A 15,486-nucleotide genomic window follows, 5' to 3' on the forward strand; every position below is an offset into this window, starting at 1 on the left:
TCCGACCCGCGATTGCGGGACGATAGGCTAGCATCGCATGTTTTCGCTGTTTTCGTCAGGCGGATCCGAGGTCGATTCGGACACCGGGGCGCAGGCGACGGCGGCGAAAGGCGGTCTTCGTTGCGGTTTGATCGGTTCGGTGCCGTCGCGTTCCCGCAGCCGGTAAAGATCGCTTTGAACCTCGTCCGTGCCCTCATCCGAGAGGGATCCTTGCCGTTGTGCGCCGCCGCACCAGTCGGACGGGTTCTGCGGCTTGCCGTTGTGGCGAATGGCAAAATAGAGCACGGGCTCGGCACGACCTCCGCTGTCGCCGCTCAGCGCGATCACTTCGCCTGTCGCCACCCACTCGCCGGTCTCCTTCAGAAGCGCCTCGTTGTGTCCGTAGATCGACATATAGCCTTCGCCGTGGTCGATCACCATGAGCAATCCGAATCCGCGCATCCAGTCGGCGTGAATCACCCGTCCGTCATGCACCGCGCGCACCTCCTCGCCTTGTCGGGCCGCCAAGAGCACGCCGTCCCAGCGCAGCTCGGAGTCGGGCTTAGGCGTTCCGAACTCGGCAAGGACCTCGCCGTGCAGCAGCGGCCATGTCAAGCGTCCTCGACGTTCGGGAAAGGGATCCCGCCGAATGTCGAGCTCGGCTCGGATCTGAGCCCGCTGTCGCAGATGCTCCACCAAGAGGCGCAGCGCCTCGGCATCCCGCTCCAGAACCTCGAGATTTTCCGTGCGACCGGCAATGCTCGCTTCCAATCGGGCCAGGACTGCGGCACGTTCCTCTCGCGCGGCCTCCAAGCGAACCCGCGCCGCCTCTTGGCGTCGTGCCAGCTCGATGAGGTGTTCCGCCTCGCGCTCGGCGTCGTGGGCCAAGCGGGTGAGGCGTTCGACACGCGTCTGGATGGCGATGATTCGACGCAGTTGTTCTCGGTTCAGGTACGCGAAATAGGAAAGAATGCGACTCGCCTGCGCGGTATCTTCCTGATTCAGGAGAAGGCGTAAGCGGTCGGCCCGACCCATGACGTAAGCGGTACGAACCAAGTCCGCCCAAAGCGCGAGCTCCTTCTCGAGCGCGGCGTGCTCCTCGAGATGACGCACCCGCAATGCCTCCGCGACACGGGTTTGCTCGGCAACGGCACGCGCCAACTCTCTGCCGCCGACGGCCGCCTCGGCGACCTCACGTTCCCGCACCTCGAGCTCCGCGATCAAGGCTCGCCGGTCCGCGTGCTGCTCGGTGAGCTCCCGACCGACCGAATCGACCTGTCGCTCGATCTCCTGAAGGTCCTTCGCGCGCGTCTCCAAGGTCTCGTCGGACGCGGTCTCCACCGCAGCCGCCGGCGTCGTCACCAAGGCGCACGCCGTCAACAGCCAAGCCAAGCGACGCCCGATCCCATCGAGCGCTCGGTCAAGCCTGTCATCCTGCATACGGCGGCGAAGCCACTCGGGATGTCCTGTCGCAACGGTCCTGGGCACGGCTGTGGGGGGATCCTCGTTCGAATCGGTCGCTGGATTATACCCGTCGTCCGAGACCCGATCCGAAGGCGAGGAGACAACCGGTGAACGAAGGTTCGAGATTGACCGCAAGCTCGAGCATAACCGGCATCTTGGGTCGGAGACAGGCGGCGACGGCGACGCACATCCGCTTCGCACTCCGCCGGAAAGGGTTTATTATTGTATTGTTAATAATTGATGAGACAGGATCCGATGGTGAGCAATCTGAGCCAGTCTTCCCGCCCGGTCCTGAACGACCCGGTCGACGACCGCGACGAGATCAACCTGTTCGCGGACGATGCCGACATCGAGCGCGCATCCCGGTCGCTGAAAGCCATGTCGCACCCCTTGCGCCTGAAAATTCTCTGCACCCTTGGCGATCAGGAGGTGAGCGTCCAGGAGATCGTGGATCATGTCGGGACGTCCCAGAGCAACATCTCTCAGCACTTGGCAATTCTGCGCGACAAGGGGATCCTTGCGTCGCGTAAGGATGCAAATCGCGTGTACTACCGGGTCAGCGACGGACGAACACTCCAACTGATCGGGATGATGCGCGAGGTCTTCTGCCAACACGCGCACTGAAGCGACACACTGCGGGATGACGCCCGCGCCCCTCCTCCTTATACTTCGCCACCTTAAATCATCCAGGGGCAATTTCGGGCAACTGCTTTCCCGATGCGCTCGGCTCATGGTCGAGGCGTCGGTCGCGGCGTCCGTGAAACCGCGCCCAATCAACGAGATCGCAGAGCGATGCTGTTAGACCAAATCATGGAATTCGTGGGAAACCACTGGTACCTCTTCGTGGCGTTGATCGTCATCTCGGGGTTGCTCGCCTACAACATCATCGTGGGCAGTAAAGGCAACGTCGAGCCCTTGGCCGCGACCGAGATGATCAACCATCAGGATGCGGTCGTGATCGATGTTCGCCCGGCAGCTGATTTTGCAAAGGGCCATATCATCAACGCAATCAACGTTCCGATGAACGGATTCAAGAACCAGATCGCGACACTGAAGAAGCACAAGACCAAACCCATCATCATCAGCTGCCGGTCCGGCGCGCAGTCGGCGATGGCCTGCAGCCAGCTGCGAAAGGAAGGATTCGAGCAGGTTTTCAACCTGCACGGCGGGATCATGGCTTGGGAAGCCGCGAGCCTCCCGCTCACGCGCAAAAAACGCTGAATCGCACGTCAATCCCGGTGCCGGGTTGGGGTGCGCCGCGACTCATCCTTTTTCCCCATCGTCGATCCAGTCATCGATAAGGAACCACATCATGGCCGAGAATGCCCAAAGCAACGACCCCCGAACCCAAGCGGAGCGACAGTTCTCCGTCCAGCGGGTCTATGTCAAAGACGCTTCGTTTGAATCTCCCAACGCGCCGGACATCTTCCGCGGCGAATGGAAGCCCAAGCACGAGCTCAACGTCAGCACGAAGGTCAATCGCATCCAAGAGGACCTTTACGAGGTCGTGCTCTCGGTCACCGTGTCGGCGCAACTCGGCGAAAAAACGGCTTTTATCGTCGAGGTGCAGCAAGCGGGAATCTTCGGCATCAGCGGCTTCGCCGAGCAGGAGATGGGCGCGATGGTCGGCGCCTACTGCCCCAACCTGCTCTTTCCCTATGCCCGGGAGGTCGTCTCCGATCTGGTCTCCAAGGGAAGCTTTCCGCAGCTCGTGCTGCAGCATGTCAATTTCGATGCCCTCTTTGCGCAGCATCAGCAGGAAGCGATGCAGCGTGCCGCGGGCGACGCGGCAGAGCCGCCGAGCCAGCATTGAGCGGAACCATGCCGGGCGATTCTGCGCGGACCGCGCCTGCCCAGCCTGATTCCCGGCCGGCAGCAATCGCGGTCCTCGGTGCCGGATCCTGGGGAACGGCTCTTGCCGTGCTGTTGTGCCGGAATGGGCACCGCGTGCGGCTGTGGGGTCATGAGGTCGAGCAGATCGAGGCCTTGCGTCGGGACGGCGAGAATCGCCTTTTTCTGCCTGGAGTGCCCCTCCCTGAGGGATTGGCCGCGACAGCCTCGCTGGACGAGGCACTTGCCGGGGCGAGCGACTGCCTGATCGTCGTACCGAGTCACGCGTTCCGGCGGGTGGTGGAGCAGACCGCACGACGATTGCCCGAGACCATGGGCGTGGCTTGGGCGACCAAGGGCTTGGATCCCGCGAGCGGGGAGTTGCTGCATGCAGTCGCCCAAGAGAGTCTCGGCGCCCGCGCCCTCGCGGTCGTCTCCGGCCCCAGCTTTGCCCAGGAGGTCGCGCACGGCCTGCCGACCGCGGTCACGGTCGCCTCGGACGACGGGGCATACGCCGAGCGGGTTGCGCTGCGGCTTCACGGGGATCGGTTTCGGGCCTATACCAGCTCGGATATGGTCGGCGTCGAGGTGTGTGGAGCCGCCAAGAATGTACTCGCAATCGCCACCGGAATCGCCGACGGTCTCGGCTTCGGCGCCAATACCCGTGCTGCGCTGATTACGCGAGGTCTTGCGGAGTTGATTCGCATCGGTACGGCCTTGGGCGGACGCAAGGAGACCTTCATGGGTCTTGCGGGCATCGGGGATCTGGTCTTGACCTGCACGGACAACCAGTCGCGGAACCGGCGGATGGGCCTTGCGCTCGCTGCCGGGGCGAGCTTGGCAGATGCACAGGCCAAGATCGGCCAAGAGGTCGAAGGGGTCGTGACCGCGCTCGCCATGCATCGACTCGCATTGCGTTTGGGCATCGAGATGCCGATCAGCGAGCAGGTTTTCCGGGTGCTTTACGAAGGGGTCTCCCCCGAGCGCGCAACCCGGGCCTTGCTCGAACGCGAGCCGAAGGCGGAGTTCGGCTAGAGCACCTCCGGCATGACCTGTGTCCTCTCCAGCCTTGGTCCCGTCATGACAGGGCTAGCCCGGGCTAAGGACGCTGTTCGCACCGGAAAGCCGATCGCTTGACCGTTGACCTTGAAGGCATCTGCCTTGGATCGGGGAACAAACCTATCGCTGAACAGCTCCCTCGAAACCTGTTTGACGCCATGCCTCGAACGCGACAATGGCCACGGCATTCGAGAGGTTGAGGCTTCGATTCCCGGGTCGCATCGGGATATAGAGGCGTCGCTCGGGCGGAAGGGTATCGAGCAAGGTCTTCGGCAGACCTCGGGTCTCCGGGCCGAACACAAATGCGTCGCCGGCTTCGTAGTGCGGGGTCGTGTAGAGGGTCGAGCCCCGGGTGGTAAACGCAAAGAGCCGCGTCGGACGAAGCACCCGGAGACAGGCCTCCATGTTTGGATAGACCGCGACCTCGGCCCATTCCCGGTAGTCGAGCCCGGCGCGCCGAAGGAGACGATCTTCGAGCGCGAACCCCAGCGGCTCGACGAGGTTGAGCCGCAAACCGCTGTTGGCGCAAAGGCGCATGACGTTACCGGTATTGGGCGGGATCTCGGGCTCGTAGAGGATGACATCAAACATCACGGATCCAGATCAGCAGGCATTTGCGGGCACGTCGATCTCGGTGGGAAACAACCGAGCGAAAAGCAGGGTCGCCTGTTGACCGAGACGTCTTGCTGCATGCTATATTAAGGTTTAGGAAAGTTCTAACATCGCCGCCCCGAGGCGGCCAAAAACCCTATGGGGACACCGACATGAGCGATATCGCCACGCTGAAGAAGGAAAAGCAGGAGCTGATCGAGAAGATGCTCGGGATGCAAAAGCAATTCATCGACCACGAGCATGAGCACGGGGTGTCGGGCAAGGATTACTGGGCGGCGACAGACGGGCTGCTGGTCAACTATCGGCAGGAATACCAGGACATGGCCAACCGAGTCGTAGACATCGCACACGAGATCGTCGGCTCGGCACGCAACTAAGCGGTAACGTTCGAGATCGAGCACGCGTCCGATATTTTGGGCGCGGCTCGAAGCACCGAGCTTCTTCCTCAATACGCCGATCAGCGCAAGTGCTCGATATATTTAGGTGTATCGAGCATCGTTAGCCGTATCTCCTTTCCCTGCGCAACGAGCGGATCCGCAACGCCCTCGAACGTCAGCGCGCAACGCACGTGTCCGCGACTCTCGAGCGGAACCGGGATCATGTCCCGATAGGTGAAGATATTCTCGTCGATGTCGCCTCCCCGACAGACAAGGGGACCGGACGGAATCGTCGAAGCCTCCTCGACCCCGTCGATCACTAAATCCCCGGCCTGGTGCCAGCGTGTGCGCTCGTTCGAGCCCGTCATCGTCTTCACGAGATAGGCGCGCGAAAAATGCAAGCTCAGGCGTTCACCCTCGAGGTCGATCGAGGAGATCTCCGAGCCGTTCAGATCGATACTCATACTGTCCAAATCACTCTCCGGATCCGTTGTTGGATATCCAATGGTGTGCTCCGCGGATCGCCGAGCGTCGGGCACGTCCTCGATCCGCCTAGCCGATTTGGGGGCTCCGTGCCGAATCCTCATCCGACGAGGGCTCTTCCGGGTCGATCTCGATATCGAGCTGCAGTTCCTTGATCTTCCGAGTCAAGGTGTTGCGTCCCCATCCGAGGAGTCGTGCGGCCTCCTGCCGACGCCCGCCCGTATGCTCCAAGGCGGTTTGGATGAGGATCTGCTCGAATATCGGCATGGCCGTGTCGAGCAAGGCACCCTGCCCCTGTTTGAGGCTTTGACGAACCCAACGGCGAAATACCGTTTCCCACGGCTCGTCGCGAGCCGGCTCGGAAAACGAGGCATTGAGCTCGGGCGGCAGATCCTCGGCGTGAATCTCTTTGCCCGAGGCCATGACGGTCACCCAGCGGGCGGTGTTCTCCAGCTGGCGGACATTGCCGGGCCAGTCGAGCCGTTTAAGATGAGCGATCGCGCTCGGCGCGAGAACCTTCGGCTCGCAGGTCAGCTCCAAGGCCGCTTGGGCGAGAAAATGCCGCATCAATACAGGGACGTCTTCACGCCGATCGCGTAGCGCCGGCAGGTGAATCCGGATGACGTTGAGGCGATGAAACAAGTCTTCGCGAAAGCGGCCTTGTCGGACCAAGTCTTCAAGGTTCTGATGCGTTGCCGCGATGATCCGCACGTCCACTCGCGTCGGGGCAACACCGCCGACACGGTAAAACTCGCCGTCCGCGAGTACCCGCAGAAGTCGCGTTTGAAGCTCGGCGGGCATATCGCCGATCTCGTCGAGAAACAAGGTTCCTCCGTCGGCTTGCTCGAATCGCCCTTCGCGGCGACTTTGAGCCCCTGTAAAGGACCCGCGCTCATGGCCGAACAGCTCCGACTCCAGAAGATCCCGAGGAATCGCGGCCATGTTCAGAGCGATGAAGGGCCGATCGCTGCGCGGGCTGTGGCGGTGCAACGCGCGCGCGACCAATTCTTTCCCGGTTCCGGACTCGCCGTTGATCAGGACCGTGATATTGGAACGTGCGAGTCTACCGATCGCCCGAAAGACCTCCTGCATCGCTGGAGCCTCGCCGATGATATCCGGCGCCTTGCTCATCACGACCTCTTCCGGACGCTCCTCGCGACCGCGTCGACAGGCCCGATTGACCTGGCTTACCGCCTCGTCGAGATCGAAAGGCTTGGGTAGATACTCGAACGCTCCTCCATGAAAAGCCGACACCGCGCTGTCGAGGTCGGAGTGCGCGGTCATGATGATCACGGGCAGGCCGGGGTAGCGGGCCGAGACTTGTCGCAGGAGGTCCAATCCATCGATCCCCGGCATGCGGATGTCGGTCAGGATGACGTCAGGCTGCTCGCGCTGGAGCGCTTCCATGACACCGACGCCGTTGGAGAAGCAGGTCACATGCATTTCCGCCTTGCGCAGTGCACGTTCGAGCACCCACCGAATGGATCTGTCGTCGTCGATGACCCAGACCTTCGGCTCCCGATTATTCATAGGCCGTCTCCAACGGCAGATAGACGTAAAACGTGGTCTCGCCTGGCCGACTCTCGCACTCGATGAGGCCTCCGTGTTGGTTGATGAGCTCTTGGGCGATGGGTAAGCCCAACCCCGTACCACCTTGGTGGCCGGAGACCATCGGAAAAAAGATTCGATCCTCGATCTCCTGCGGAATTCCAGGTCCGTTATCACGGATTTGCGCCTGCAGGACAAGGCGATGACGGCGATTTCCGATCGTGAATTGGCGCAGCACTCGCGTGCGCAGCTCGATGTGTCCCGCTATTCCAGCCGCAGCGGCGGCGTTGCGCGCCAGGTTCAGAAAGGCTTGGATCAAGCGGTCTTGGTCGGCCATGAAATCCGGAATACTCGGGTCATAATCGCGTTGCACGCGCGGACCGGCCGGCGACTCCGCAAGGATGAGTCCACGGACGTGCTCGAGGACGTTGTGGATGTTGACCAAAGCTCGGCGCGGCAAGCGACTTGGACCGACCATCCGGTTGACCAAGTCTTGGAGCCGATCGGCCTCGTCGATGATGATTCGCGTGTACTCGCGTAATCCGGGATCCGGAAGCTCCTGCTCGAGCAACTGCGCGGCGCCGCGCAGTCCGCCGAGCGGGTTCTTGATTTCGTGTGCCAAGCCGCGGATCAGTGCCTGGGTCGCCTGGTGTTGAGAGAGCAGATGTTCCTCGCGGGTAATCCGAAGTTGACGGTCGACCTGCGCGAGCTCAACGAGCACTTGATCTTGTGCATCGAAATGGTGCAACGGCAAGACGGTGCAGTTCACCGTCTTGGTGCGACCGTCGCCCGCGACGACATTGATCTCTCGCTCGGTAAAGGGATGGCGCGACTCCAGGGCGGCTTTCAGACGCTCTTCAACCTGGTGGTCGGGGCAGGGAAGGAGATTCAGAGCATGGTGTCCGATGATGTGTCGAGCACTGATCTCGAAGAGCACCTCGGCGGCGGGATTGAGATACAAGAGACGTAAGTCCTTGTCGAATAGTAGGACAGCCGTGTTCAGGTGATCGAGAATCGTCCGCTCTAGGGCCGGCTTCGGGGCTGGCTGAATACTCATGATTTCTCATCCGAACGGCTGGCAAGCTCGCGCGTGACCGAGATCGCACGCGGAGACGAAGGCTTTGAGGTCGACGATCGGGCTGCGGGAGGCTTACGCAGGCGAACGGCGCGACAGGCGGAGTCGCGCCTGCGTGTCGACACCGGAGATATGCGAAACTCGTACCATCGCAGATCGGCTTAGGCCGATCGCAAAAGCCCTTACTCCTGCTGGAGGCTTAGGGCAAAACCCCCGGGGGAGCGGATTGGCGCAGCTCGAGCTCGAGCGATGGTGTCGCCGCGACGACTGTTCCGAGCGCATCCTGAACGCGCGCTTGGATACGGTGCGCCTCGAAGCCGACACCCTGGATTTGAAATCGTGTCGCTGCCGATTCGACCGGCACCGGACGATCGTCGAGCAGAATCTCTAGCTGGTGCCCTTCGAACAAGTCCGGCTCCAGCCGGAGGTCGATCTCGAGTGAATCGGTCGACTGAATCAGGACGTCCCCGGACGTCGGCGCGAGGATCTCGAAGGCCGTGTAGGGTCCTGGAAAGGGTGTGTCGCCTGCCGATACAGCACCCGGCTCAGGGGGGGCGGCTTGACCCGTATCGGGTAGAACGCGTTGCACCGCCGCATCCGGAGGTCGCCGGTCGGAGAAGTGAGTGCGACCGTCCGCGTCGACCCAGCGAAATATCTCGGCGCTCGCGGCTTGGGACCCGATTAAAACGGCGGCGACGAACAGTTGCTTGGTCATGGTCGAAGAATAGTCGACCCGGATTAGCGGCTCAACCGTAAACGAAAAAGGCCCCTCGCGGGGCCTCTGCAACGCGCTCGAGAAGGTCCCGAGTCCTAGAGACTGTAATACATGTCGAACTCGACCGGATGCGTGGTCATGCGGATGCGGGTGACCTCTCCCATCTTCAGGGCGATGTAGGCATCGATCAGATCGTCAGTAAAGACACCGCCGGCGGTGAGGTATTCTCTGTCTTTGTCGAGATAGTCCAATGCCATATCCAGCGAGTGACAAACCGTCGGGATGGCCTTGGCCTCTTCGTGCGGCAGATCATAGAGATCCTTGTCCATGGCATCGCCGGGATGGATCTTGTTCTGGATGCCGTCCAGGCCGGCCATCATCATGGCGGCAAAAGCCAGGTAGGGGTTGCAGGTGGAATCCGGGAAGCGAACCTCGATACGACGGCCCTTCGGGCTCGCGACGTAGGGGATGCGCACCGAGGCGGAGCGGTTGCGCGCCGAATAGGCGAGCATCACAGGCGCTTCGAAACCAGGCACCAAGCGTTTGTAGGAGTTGGTGGACGGGTTGGTCAAGGCGTTGAGAGAGCGCGCGTGCTTGATGACTCCGCCGATGTAGTAGAGCGCGGTGTCGGACAAGCCCGCGTACTTGTCGCCCGCAAAGATGTTCTGGCCGTCCTTGCTCAGCGACTGGTGCACGTGCATGCCGCTGCCGTTGTCGCCGACCAATGGCTTGGGCATAAAGGTTGCGGTCTTGCCGTACGCATGGGCGACATTTTGAACGACGTACTTGGTGATCTGATTCTTGTCGGCACGCGACACGAGAGTATCGAACTGGGTGCCGATCTCGCACTGTCCCGCGGTGGCGACTTCGTGGTGATGAACCTCGACCGGCACGCCCATTTCTTCGAGCGTCAGACACATCGCTGCGCGTATATCGTTGAGCGAATCGACAGGGGGAACCGGAAAGTAGCCGCCTTTCGTGCTTGGGCGGTGCCCCATGTTGCCGTCGGCGAAGACGCGCTCGGAGTTCCAGCCTGCCTCTTCGGAATCAATCTTGTAGAAGGCGCCGCTCATGTCCGCGCCCCAGCGCACATCGTCCAGGATGAAGAACTCGGGCTCCGGACCGAAGTAGGCCGTGTCGGCGATGCCCGTCGACTTCAGGTAGGCTTCCGCGCGCTTGGCCAGGGAACGCGGATCGCGCTCGTAACCGGTCATGGTGTCGGGCTCGAGGATATCGCAGCGGATGATCAGGGTGTTCTCGTCCGTGAAAGGATCCATGACGGCGGTGGAGGGCTCCGGCATCAAGACCATGTCCGACGCCTCGATGCCCTTCCAGCCCGCGATCGACGAGCCGTCGAACATCTTGCCGTCCTTGAACAGGTCCTCGTCGACCACCCGGGAGGGCATGGAGACGTGCTGCTCTTTGCCGCGCGTGTCTGTGAAGCGAAGGTCGACGAACTTCACGTCGTTGTCCTTGATCATTTTGATCACGTCTGTCATTTGGGATTTCTCCGCTGCTGTAGGTTCGGGGGAAAGATCGCCGGATGGCCCTATGGTTGGCCTTTTGCCCTCGGATGCGGCGAGGCGGCATGGAGCCTAGCAGGTCACCAGTCCGGCTGCACGACTCGCCGTGCGTCGGCGGGTCGCGGTGATTCGGTTTGTAGGGAGTCCTCGGCGTGGGGTGCGACCCAGGACGGCCGGTGCTGTCGATCACCTCCAGGTTGTAAAGCATCTACCGAGCCAAGACGAAGCTCAAGGGGCTCACTCAGCGTGCCCTATCCGTGGCCGCTTCGCGCAAAAGCCCCCAATAGATTGTTTTTCATACCGGATTTCTCGGTATAGCGTCTCGGCTATCCGGTTGGGACAACGCCGTATCGTCGGCGGAAACGTTTGGGATGTGCGCATCCGCGGAGGCTCTTTCCATCAGTGCACCCGAATAGGGCTCTTCGGCAAAAAAGCGCACTGATGTGGTGCGATCATCCGAAAAAGATTCGGACATCTCGAAATGCCGGCTCGTCCTTGATTGCTGCCGCGAGGCGTGCCTGTAGATCGCCCGTGTCCGCACCCTGTCGGCGACACGCGGCCAACGGGAAATGGACCTCGATGTCGATTCCGCCCCGCAGATAGTGGAAGACCATCCGTTGACGCTCGTTCGCCTCGGGAATCGCCGACCAGAGCGAGGCGAGGCGGGCCATCGCCTCTGCCCTTAAGGGAAGCCCGACCGGAGGAGGAAAACGATCGTCGTCCTCCGGATCGATGTGAACGGTCACATCGGTGATCTCGTCGATCTCCCGCTTGAGTCGATGCTCCACCAAGAGACTGATCATGTGACCTTCGGACACGCTGACGAAGGGATCGACCAAGACATGGACATCGGCCGAGACCTGTCCCGCATAGCGGCGCGTGCGCAGCATATGGATGTCACGTACGCCGCCGACCGACCGAATCGTCTCCTTCACCGTGCTCAGCCGCTCGGATTCAAGCCCGGTATCGACCAACTCGTTGATCGCCTCCCAGCCCAGCTCCCAGCCGATCTTCGCGATCATCAGCGCGACCGCAACGGCCGCGATCGCGTCCAGATAGGCGAGGCCTGCCATTGTCCCGGCAATTCCTACCAGGACGACCACTGAAGAGACCGCATCGGTACGATGATGCCAAGCGTTGGCGCGGAGCAGATCGGACTTGACGCGCTTGGCATAGCCGAGCGTCCACCAGTAGAGCCATTCCTTGACGAGGATCGATCCCAGGGCCGCAAGCAGGGTCAGAGGCTCGGGTTTGAGTAAAGCGGCCGGCTGGAACAGCCGCTCGATGGAATCCCAAGCAATGCCGACGGCCACGGCGATCAGCAGTAATCCCAGGACAAGCGTAGCGACCGTTTCATATCGAGCGTGCCCGTAGGGGTGATCGTGATCCGGACCTTGGCTGGCCCGTCGGCCGGCCAATAGGACCAGGAGGTCAGACAAGAGATCCGAGAGCGAATGAATCCCGTCGGCCACGAGCGCTTGAGAGTGTCCGTAAACGCCTGCGATGATCTTCACCACCGAGAGCACGAGATTGATCGCCGCCCCGACGATTGCCGTGTGGGTGACGGCATGGCGACGTTCGGCTGCCGGGTCGTTGAAGGTGCGCATGGGGGTCGGTATCGAGGTTGTGATGGAGGGCCGGTTCCGCGCCGTGGGCGGTCGCACGACCGCGATAGGTTAACAGGCGAGGCCCTGTTTTGCGCGAACGCGTCGTCTCCGGGCTGGGTATCGATTTGGCGCGGCTTCGCCGATCGGCGCTATACTGTGCGATTTTCATCAACCCTGGGCTGAAGGAGTACCATCTTGAACCTCGATCGAGAGGATGTCTCGACCTTTCAGGGACTCGTTTTTGCCCTTGAGCGTTACTGGGCCGAGCAGGGATGCGTCATCCTTCAGCCGCTCGACATGGAGGTCGGCGCAGGAACCTTTCATCCGGCGACTTTCCTGCGCTCGATTGGGCCGGAGCCGTGGCGCAGTGCCTACGTTCAGCCCTCGCGCCGCCCGACCGACGGACGTTACGGGGAGAATCCGAACCGCCTCCAGCACTACTACCAATATCAGGTCGTGCTGAAACCCTCGCCGCTCGAGATCCAGGATCTCTACCTCGATTCGCTGCGGCGCCTCGGGATCGATCCTCTGGTGCACGACATCCGGTTCGTCGAAGACAACTGGGAGTCACCGACGTTGGGTGCATGGGGGCTCGGCTGGGAGGTCTGGCTCAACGGGATGGAGGTGACACAGTTCACCTATTTCCAACAGGTCGGAGGGCTCGATTGCCGACCGGTGACCGGAGAGATCACCTATGGCCTCGAGCGCATCGCCATGTACCTGCAAGGTGTGGAGAGCGTCTACGATCTGATCTGGAGCCGGACCCCGGCGGGCGTCGTCACCTACGGTGATGTCTATCATCAGAACGAGGTCGAGCAGTCGGCCTACAACTTCGAGCATGCCGACGTCGATGCCTTGTTCAAACAGTTCGATACCTGCGAAGCGGCCAGCGCAGCCATGGTCGAGAAGGGACTCCCGCTGCCGGCCTACGAGCAAGTTTTGAAGGCTTCTCACACCTTCAACCTCCTCGATGCGCGAGGCGCGATCTCGGTCACCGAGCGGCAGCGTTTCATCCTGCGGGTACGCACCCTGTCGCGATCCGTCGCCCAGGCTTACTTCGACCGCCGGGAGGCCCTCGGCTTCCCGATGCTGACCCGTTGACGGGAGACGACCGTGGATGCAACCAGTAACCTTCTGGTCGAGATCGGAACCGAAGAGCTTCCTCCGACCGCTTTGCTTACGCTATTGAATGCCTTTATCGGATGCTTTCGAGATCAACTCGAGGGTGCCGGCATCGGCTTTGAAAAGATTGATGCCTTTGCCTCTCCGCGTCGACTCGCCCTGTTGGTACGCGGCATCCTGACCCGGCAGCCGGACCGCGAGATTCTGCGGCGTGGGCCTGCCGTGCAGGCCGCATTCGGCGCCGACGGCCTGCCGACAAAAGCCGCATTGGGTTTCGCCGGGTCCTGCGGCGTGCCGGTCGCAATGCTCGCCCGCGAGGTCACTGACAAAGGCGAGTGGCTGGCATTTCGAAGTAAGGTATCCGGAGAGCTGACGAGCTCTCTCGTCCCCGGCTTGACAGACGCTGCGCTGGCCCGGCTTCCCATCCCCAAGCGGATGCGCTGGGGGGAGGGTTCGGAAGAGTTCGTCCGTCCGGTCCACTGGGTTTGTCTCCTTTTGGGGACGGAAGCGATTCCGGGCCGCATCCTTGGCACAGAGGCCGGGCGGGAGACTTACGGACATCGCTTCCATCATCCCGAAGCGCTCAACGTTCCGGAAGCGACGGCATACGCCGAGTTACTGCGCTCGTCCGGGTCGGTCGAGCCGGATTTCAATCGGCGACGCGATTTGATTCGCAGCCAGGTCGAGCAACTGGCTTCGGCGAATGGGCTGCGTGCTCGGGTCGATGACGCGCTCCTCGAGGAGGTCACGGCCTTGGTCGAATGGCCGAATGCGATACTCGGCCACTTCGACGACGCGTATCTCGCGATTCCGCCGGAGGTTCTGATCGAGACGATGCGCTCGAATCAGAAATATTTTCCCGTCGAGGACTCGTGCGGTGCCTTACAGGCATCCTTCATCACGGTGGCCAACATCGAGAGCCGTGATCCGGATCAGGTCCGCGCGGGCAACGAGCGGGTGATCAGGCCTCGTTTTGCGGATGCAGCGTTTTTTTGGGCCCAAGACCTGAAGCTGCCTTTGGAAGGGTACGCTGAACGACTCGAAACCGTCGTCTTTCAGGATCGCCTCGGAACGCTTGCGGAGAAGAGCAAAAGAGTTGCAAAGCTTGCACGTGATCTTGCGCACGCGATCGGTGTCGATCCGGATCTCGCTGCGCGCGCGGCTCATCTCGCGCGATGCGATCTCGTGACGTCGATGGTCTACGAGTTCCCTGGACTTCAGGGGACGATGGGGCGCTATTACGCAGTGCATGCCAACGAGCATCCATGTGTTTGTGCGGCAATGGAGGAGCAGTATCTGCCGCGATTCGCAGGCGATGTCCTACCGGAAAGCCCGTGTGGAAGGGTCTTGGCGATCGCCGATCGGATGGATACGCTGGTCGGGATATTCGGTATCGGGTTACGTCCCACCGGGGCCAAGGATCCGTACGGTCTAAGGCGCGCGTCGATCGGCGTGCTGCGTATCCTGATCGAGACCCCCTTGGATCTCGACTTGCGCGATTTGATTGCCTCCGCGGCCTCCGCCTATTCGGAGGGACTCCTGAGCAACGATGTGGAGACGGCTGCCCTTGGGTATGTGATCGATCGGCTGCGAGGTTACTACCATGAACGTGGCCTTACCGCGGATACAGTCGATGCGGTTCTCCAGACAGGCGTCACCGTACCGGCCGATCTGGATGCCCGGCTGGCCGCCGTAACGGCATTCCGATCGCTCAGCGCCTCCGCATCTCTCGCAGCGGCAAACAAGCGAATCCGCAATATCTTGAGCAAGGCGGGAATTGAGGTCGAGGTTGGTTCCGCGGGTCTCGAAGTAAACGGCACGCTGCTCAAAGAGCCGGCCGAAATTCGCCTTGCGGCGCGGGTCGAGGAGCTATCCTCACGGGTGTTACCCCTCGCGCACACCCGCGACTACATCGGGGTTTTGCGTCTCTTGTCCGACCTGGAAAGCGATCTCGAAGCATTTTTCGATCAGGTGATGGTCATGGTCGAGGATTCGGAGATCCGCGAGAACCGCATCCGACTGCTCCGTTCCCTGGCTGAACTGTTCCTGCTGGTGGCGGACATTTCCCGTCTCCAAGAGTGAGCTCCTGGTC

The 15,486-nt window shown here is 61.6% G+C and carries 15 protein-coding genes; 7 read left to right on the forward strand and 8 right to left on the reverse strand.

Annotation, left to right across the window (positions count from 1 at the left end; genetic code table 11):
- Window positions 1-27: 27 nt before the first annotated feature.
- Window positions 28-1,467 (reverse strand): murein hydrolase activator EnvC family protein, encoded by a 1,440-nt coding sequence (locus tag THIMADRAFT_RS12645; protein ID WP_233490250.1) that lies wholly within the window; start codon window positions 1,465-1,467, stop codon window positions 28-30.
- 231 nt (window positions 1,468-1,698) lie between these two features.
- On the opposite strand from THIMADRAFT_RS12645, the gene THIMADRAFT_RS12650 reads away from it, so the two are divergent.
- From THIMADRAFT_RS12650 to THIMADRAFT_RS12665, 4 genes are all read left to right on the forward strand, one after another.
- Entirely contained in the window at window positions 1,699-2,067 is a 369-nt protein-coding gene (locus tag THIMADRAFT_RS12650) for an ArsR/SmtB family transcription factor (protein WP_007193440.1), read from the forward strand.
- A 168-nt stretch (window positions 2,068-2,235) separates the two neighbouring features.
- Window positions 2,236-2,664, forward strand: a complete 429-nt coding sequence (locus tag THIMADRAFT_RS12655; protein WP_007193441.1) for a rhodanese-like domain-containing protein — start codon at window positions 2,236-2,238, stop codon at window positions 2,662-2,664.
- 91 nt (window positions 2,665-2,755) lie between these two features.
- Window positions 2,756-3,256: a protein-export chaperone SecB gene (secB, locus tag THIMADRAFT_RS12660; protein WP_007193442.1), complete on the forward strand. Its 501-nt coding sequence runs from the start codon at window positions 2,756-2,758 to the stop codon at window positions 3,254-3,256.
- Between the two features lie 8 nt (window positions 3,257-3,264).
- On the forward strand, window positions 3,265-4,308 hold the full coding sequence (locus THIMADRAFT_RS12665; RefSeq protein ID WP_007193443.1) for an NAD(P)H-dependent glycerol-3-phosphate dehydrogenase: 1,044 nt from the start codon (window positions 3,265-3,267) through the stop codon (window positions 4,306-4,308).
- A 144-nt stretch (window positions 4,309-4,452) separates the two neighbouring features.
- Here the strand turns inward: THIMADRAFT_RS12665 and THIMADRAFT_RS12670 are convergent, their stop codons facing one another.
- Complete coding sequence (locus tag THIMADRAFT_RS12670; protein ID WP_007193444.1) at window positions 4,453-4,923, reverse strand: tRNA (cytidine(34)-2'-O)-methyltransferase; 471 nt, start codon at window positions 4,921-4,923, stop codon at window positions 4,453-4,455.
- A 173-nt stretch (window positions 4,924-5,096) separates the two neighbouring features.
- Between THIMADRAFT_RS12670 and THIMADRAFT_RS12675 the strand changes: the two genes are divergently transcribed.
- Window positions 5,097-5,321 carry a hypothetical protein gene (locus tag THIMADRAFT_RS12675; RefSeq protein ID WP_007193445.1) on the forward strand — a complete coding sequence of 75 codons (225 nt, stop codon included), beginning with the start codon at window positions 5,097-5,099 and terminating at the stop codon, window positions 5,319-5,321.
- 80 nt (window positions 5,322-5,401) lie between these two features.
- Here THIMADRAFT_RS12675 and THIMADRAFT_RS12680 read toward each other — a convergent pair whose 3' ends face one another.
- The 6 genes from THIMADRAFT_RS12680 to THIMADRAFT_RS12705 all read right to left on the reverse strand — a co-directional run bounded on the left by THIMADRAFT_RS12680 (window position 5,402) and on the right by THIMADRAFT_RS12705 (window position 12,272).
- The gene (locus tag THIMADRAFT_RS12680; protein ID WP_050799567.1) at window positions 5,402-5,785 is read right to left on the reverse strand and encodes a hypothetical protein; all 384 of its coding nucleotides are present in this window, start codon (window positions 5,783-5,785) and stop codon (window positions 5,402-5,404) included.
- 88 nt (window positions 5,786-5,873) lie between these two features.
- Window positions 5,874-7,334, reverse strand: coding sequence for a nitrogen regulation protein NR(I) (gene ntrC, locus THIMADRAFT_RS12685; RefSeq protein WP_007193447.1), 1,461 nt, complete (start codon window positions 7,332-7,334; stop codon window positions 5,874-5,876).
- The gene (gene glnL, locus THIMADRAFT_RS12690) at window positions 7,327-8,409 is read right to left on the reverse strand and encodes a nitrogen regulation protein NR(II) (protein WP_007193448.1); all 1,083 of its coding nucleotides are present in this window, start codon (window positions 8,407-8,409) and stop codon (window positions 7,327-7,329) included. Before glnL ends, ntrC begins: the two co-directional genes overlap by 8 nt.
- Before the next feature lie 217 nt (window positions 8,410-8,626).
- Window positions 8,627-9,142, reverse strand: a complete 516-nt coding sequence (locus tag THIMADRAFT_RS12695) for a DUF4124 domain-containing protein (protein WP_007193449.1) — start codon at window positions 9,140-9,142, stop codon at window positions 8,627-8,629.
- Between the two features lie 95 nt (window positions 9,143-9,237).
- Window positions 9,238-10,641: a glutamate--ammonia ligase gene (glnA, locus tag THIMADRAFT_RS12700; protein WP_007193450.1), complete on the reverse strand. Its 1,404-nt coding sequence runs from the start codon at window positions 10,639-10,641 to the stop codon at window positions 9,238-9,240.
- A gap of 476 nt (window positions 10,642-11,117) precedes the next feature.
- Window positions 11,118-12,272 (reverse strand): cation diffusion facilitator family transporter, encoded by a 1,155-nt coding sequence (locus THIMADRAFT_RS12705; RefSeq protein ID WP_007193451.1) that lies wholly within the window; start codon window positions 12,270-12,272, stop codon window positions 11,118-11,120.
- Window positions 12,273-12,467: 195 nt separating this feature from the next.
- Between THIMADRAFT_RS12705 and glyQ the strand changes: the two genes are divergently transcribed.
- Both glyQ and glyS read left to right on the forward strand, forming a co-directional pair.
- On the forward strand, window positions 12,468-13,373 hold the full coding sequence (gene glyQ, locus THIMADRAFT_RS12710; protein WP_007193452.1) for a glycine--tRNA ligase subunit alpha: 906 nt from the start codon (window positions 12,468-12,470) through the stop codon (window positions 13,371-13,373).
- 12 nt (window positions 13,374-13,385) lie between these two features.
- Window positions 13,386-15,476: a glycine--tRNA ligase subunit beta gene (gene glyS / locus THIMADRAFT_RS12715; RefSeq protein WP_007193453.1), complete on the forward strand. Its 2,091-nt coding sequence runs from the start codon at window positions 13,386-13,388 to the stop codon at window positions 15,474-15,476.
- Window positions 15,477-15,486: the final 10 nt, after the last annotated feature.

This window comes from Thiocapsa marina 5811, from assembly GCF_000223985.1.
Taxonomy (GTDB): domain Bacteria; phylum Pseudomonadota; class Gammaproteobacteria; order Chromatiales; family Chromatiaceae; genus Thiocapsa; species Thiocapsa marina.

What these genes read in the sequence shown, in the direction of transcription:
- THIMADRAFT_RS12650 (WP_007193440.1), top strand. Translation starts at nt 1,699, where the DNA reads ATGGTGAGCAATCTGAGCCAGTCTTCCCGCCCGGTCCTGAACGACCCG.
- THIMADRAFT_RS12655 (WP_007193441.1), top strand. Translation starts at nt 2,236, where the DNA reads ATGCTGTTAGACCAAATCATGGAATTCGTGGGAAACCACTGGTACCTC.
- secB (WP_007193442.1), top strand. Translation starts at nt 2,756, where the DNA reads ATGGCCGAGAATGCCCAAAGCAACGACCCCCGAACCCAAGCGGAGCGA.
- THIMADRAFT_RS12665 (WP_007193443.1), top strand. Translation starts at nt 3,265, where the DNA reads ATGCCGGGCGATTCTGCGCGGACCGCGCCTGCCCAGCCTGATTCCCGG.
- THIMADRAFT_RS12670 (WP_007193444.1), bottom strand. Translation starts at nt 4,923, where the DNA reads ATGTTTGATGTCATCCTCTACGAGCCCGAGATCCCGCCCAATACCGGT.
- THIMADRAFT_RS12675 (WP_007193445.1), top strand. Translation starts at nt 5,097, where the DNA reads ATGAGCGATATCGCCACGCTGAAGAAGGAAAAGCAGGAGCTGATCGAG.
- THIMADRAFT_RS12680 (WP_050799567.1), bottom strand. Translation starts at nt 5,785, where the DNA reads ATGAGTATCGATCTGAACGGCTCGGAGATCTCCTCGATCGACCTCGAG.
- ntrC (WP_007193447.1), bottom strand. Translation starts at nt 7,334, where the DNA reads ATGAATAATCGGGAGCCGAAGGTCTGGGTCATCGACGACGACAGATCC.
- glnL (WP_007193448.1), bottom strand. Translation starts at nt 8,409, where the DNA reads ATGAGTATTCAGCCAGCCCCGAAGCCGGCCCTAGAGCGGACGATTCTC.
- THIMADRAFT_RS12695 (WP_007193449.1), bottom strand. Translation starts at nt 9,142, where the DNA reads ATGACCAAGCAACTGTTCGTCGCCGCCGTTTTAATCGGGTCCCAAGCC.
- glnA (WP_007193450.1), bottom strand. Translation starts at nt 10,641, where the DNA reads ATGACAGACGTGATCAAAATGATCAAGGACAACGACGTGAAGTTCGTC.
- THIMADRAFT_RS12705 (WP_007193451.1), bottom strand. Translation starts at nt 12,272, where the DNA reads ATGCGCACCTTCAACGACCCGGCAGCCGAACGTCGCCATGCCGTCACC.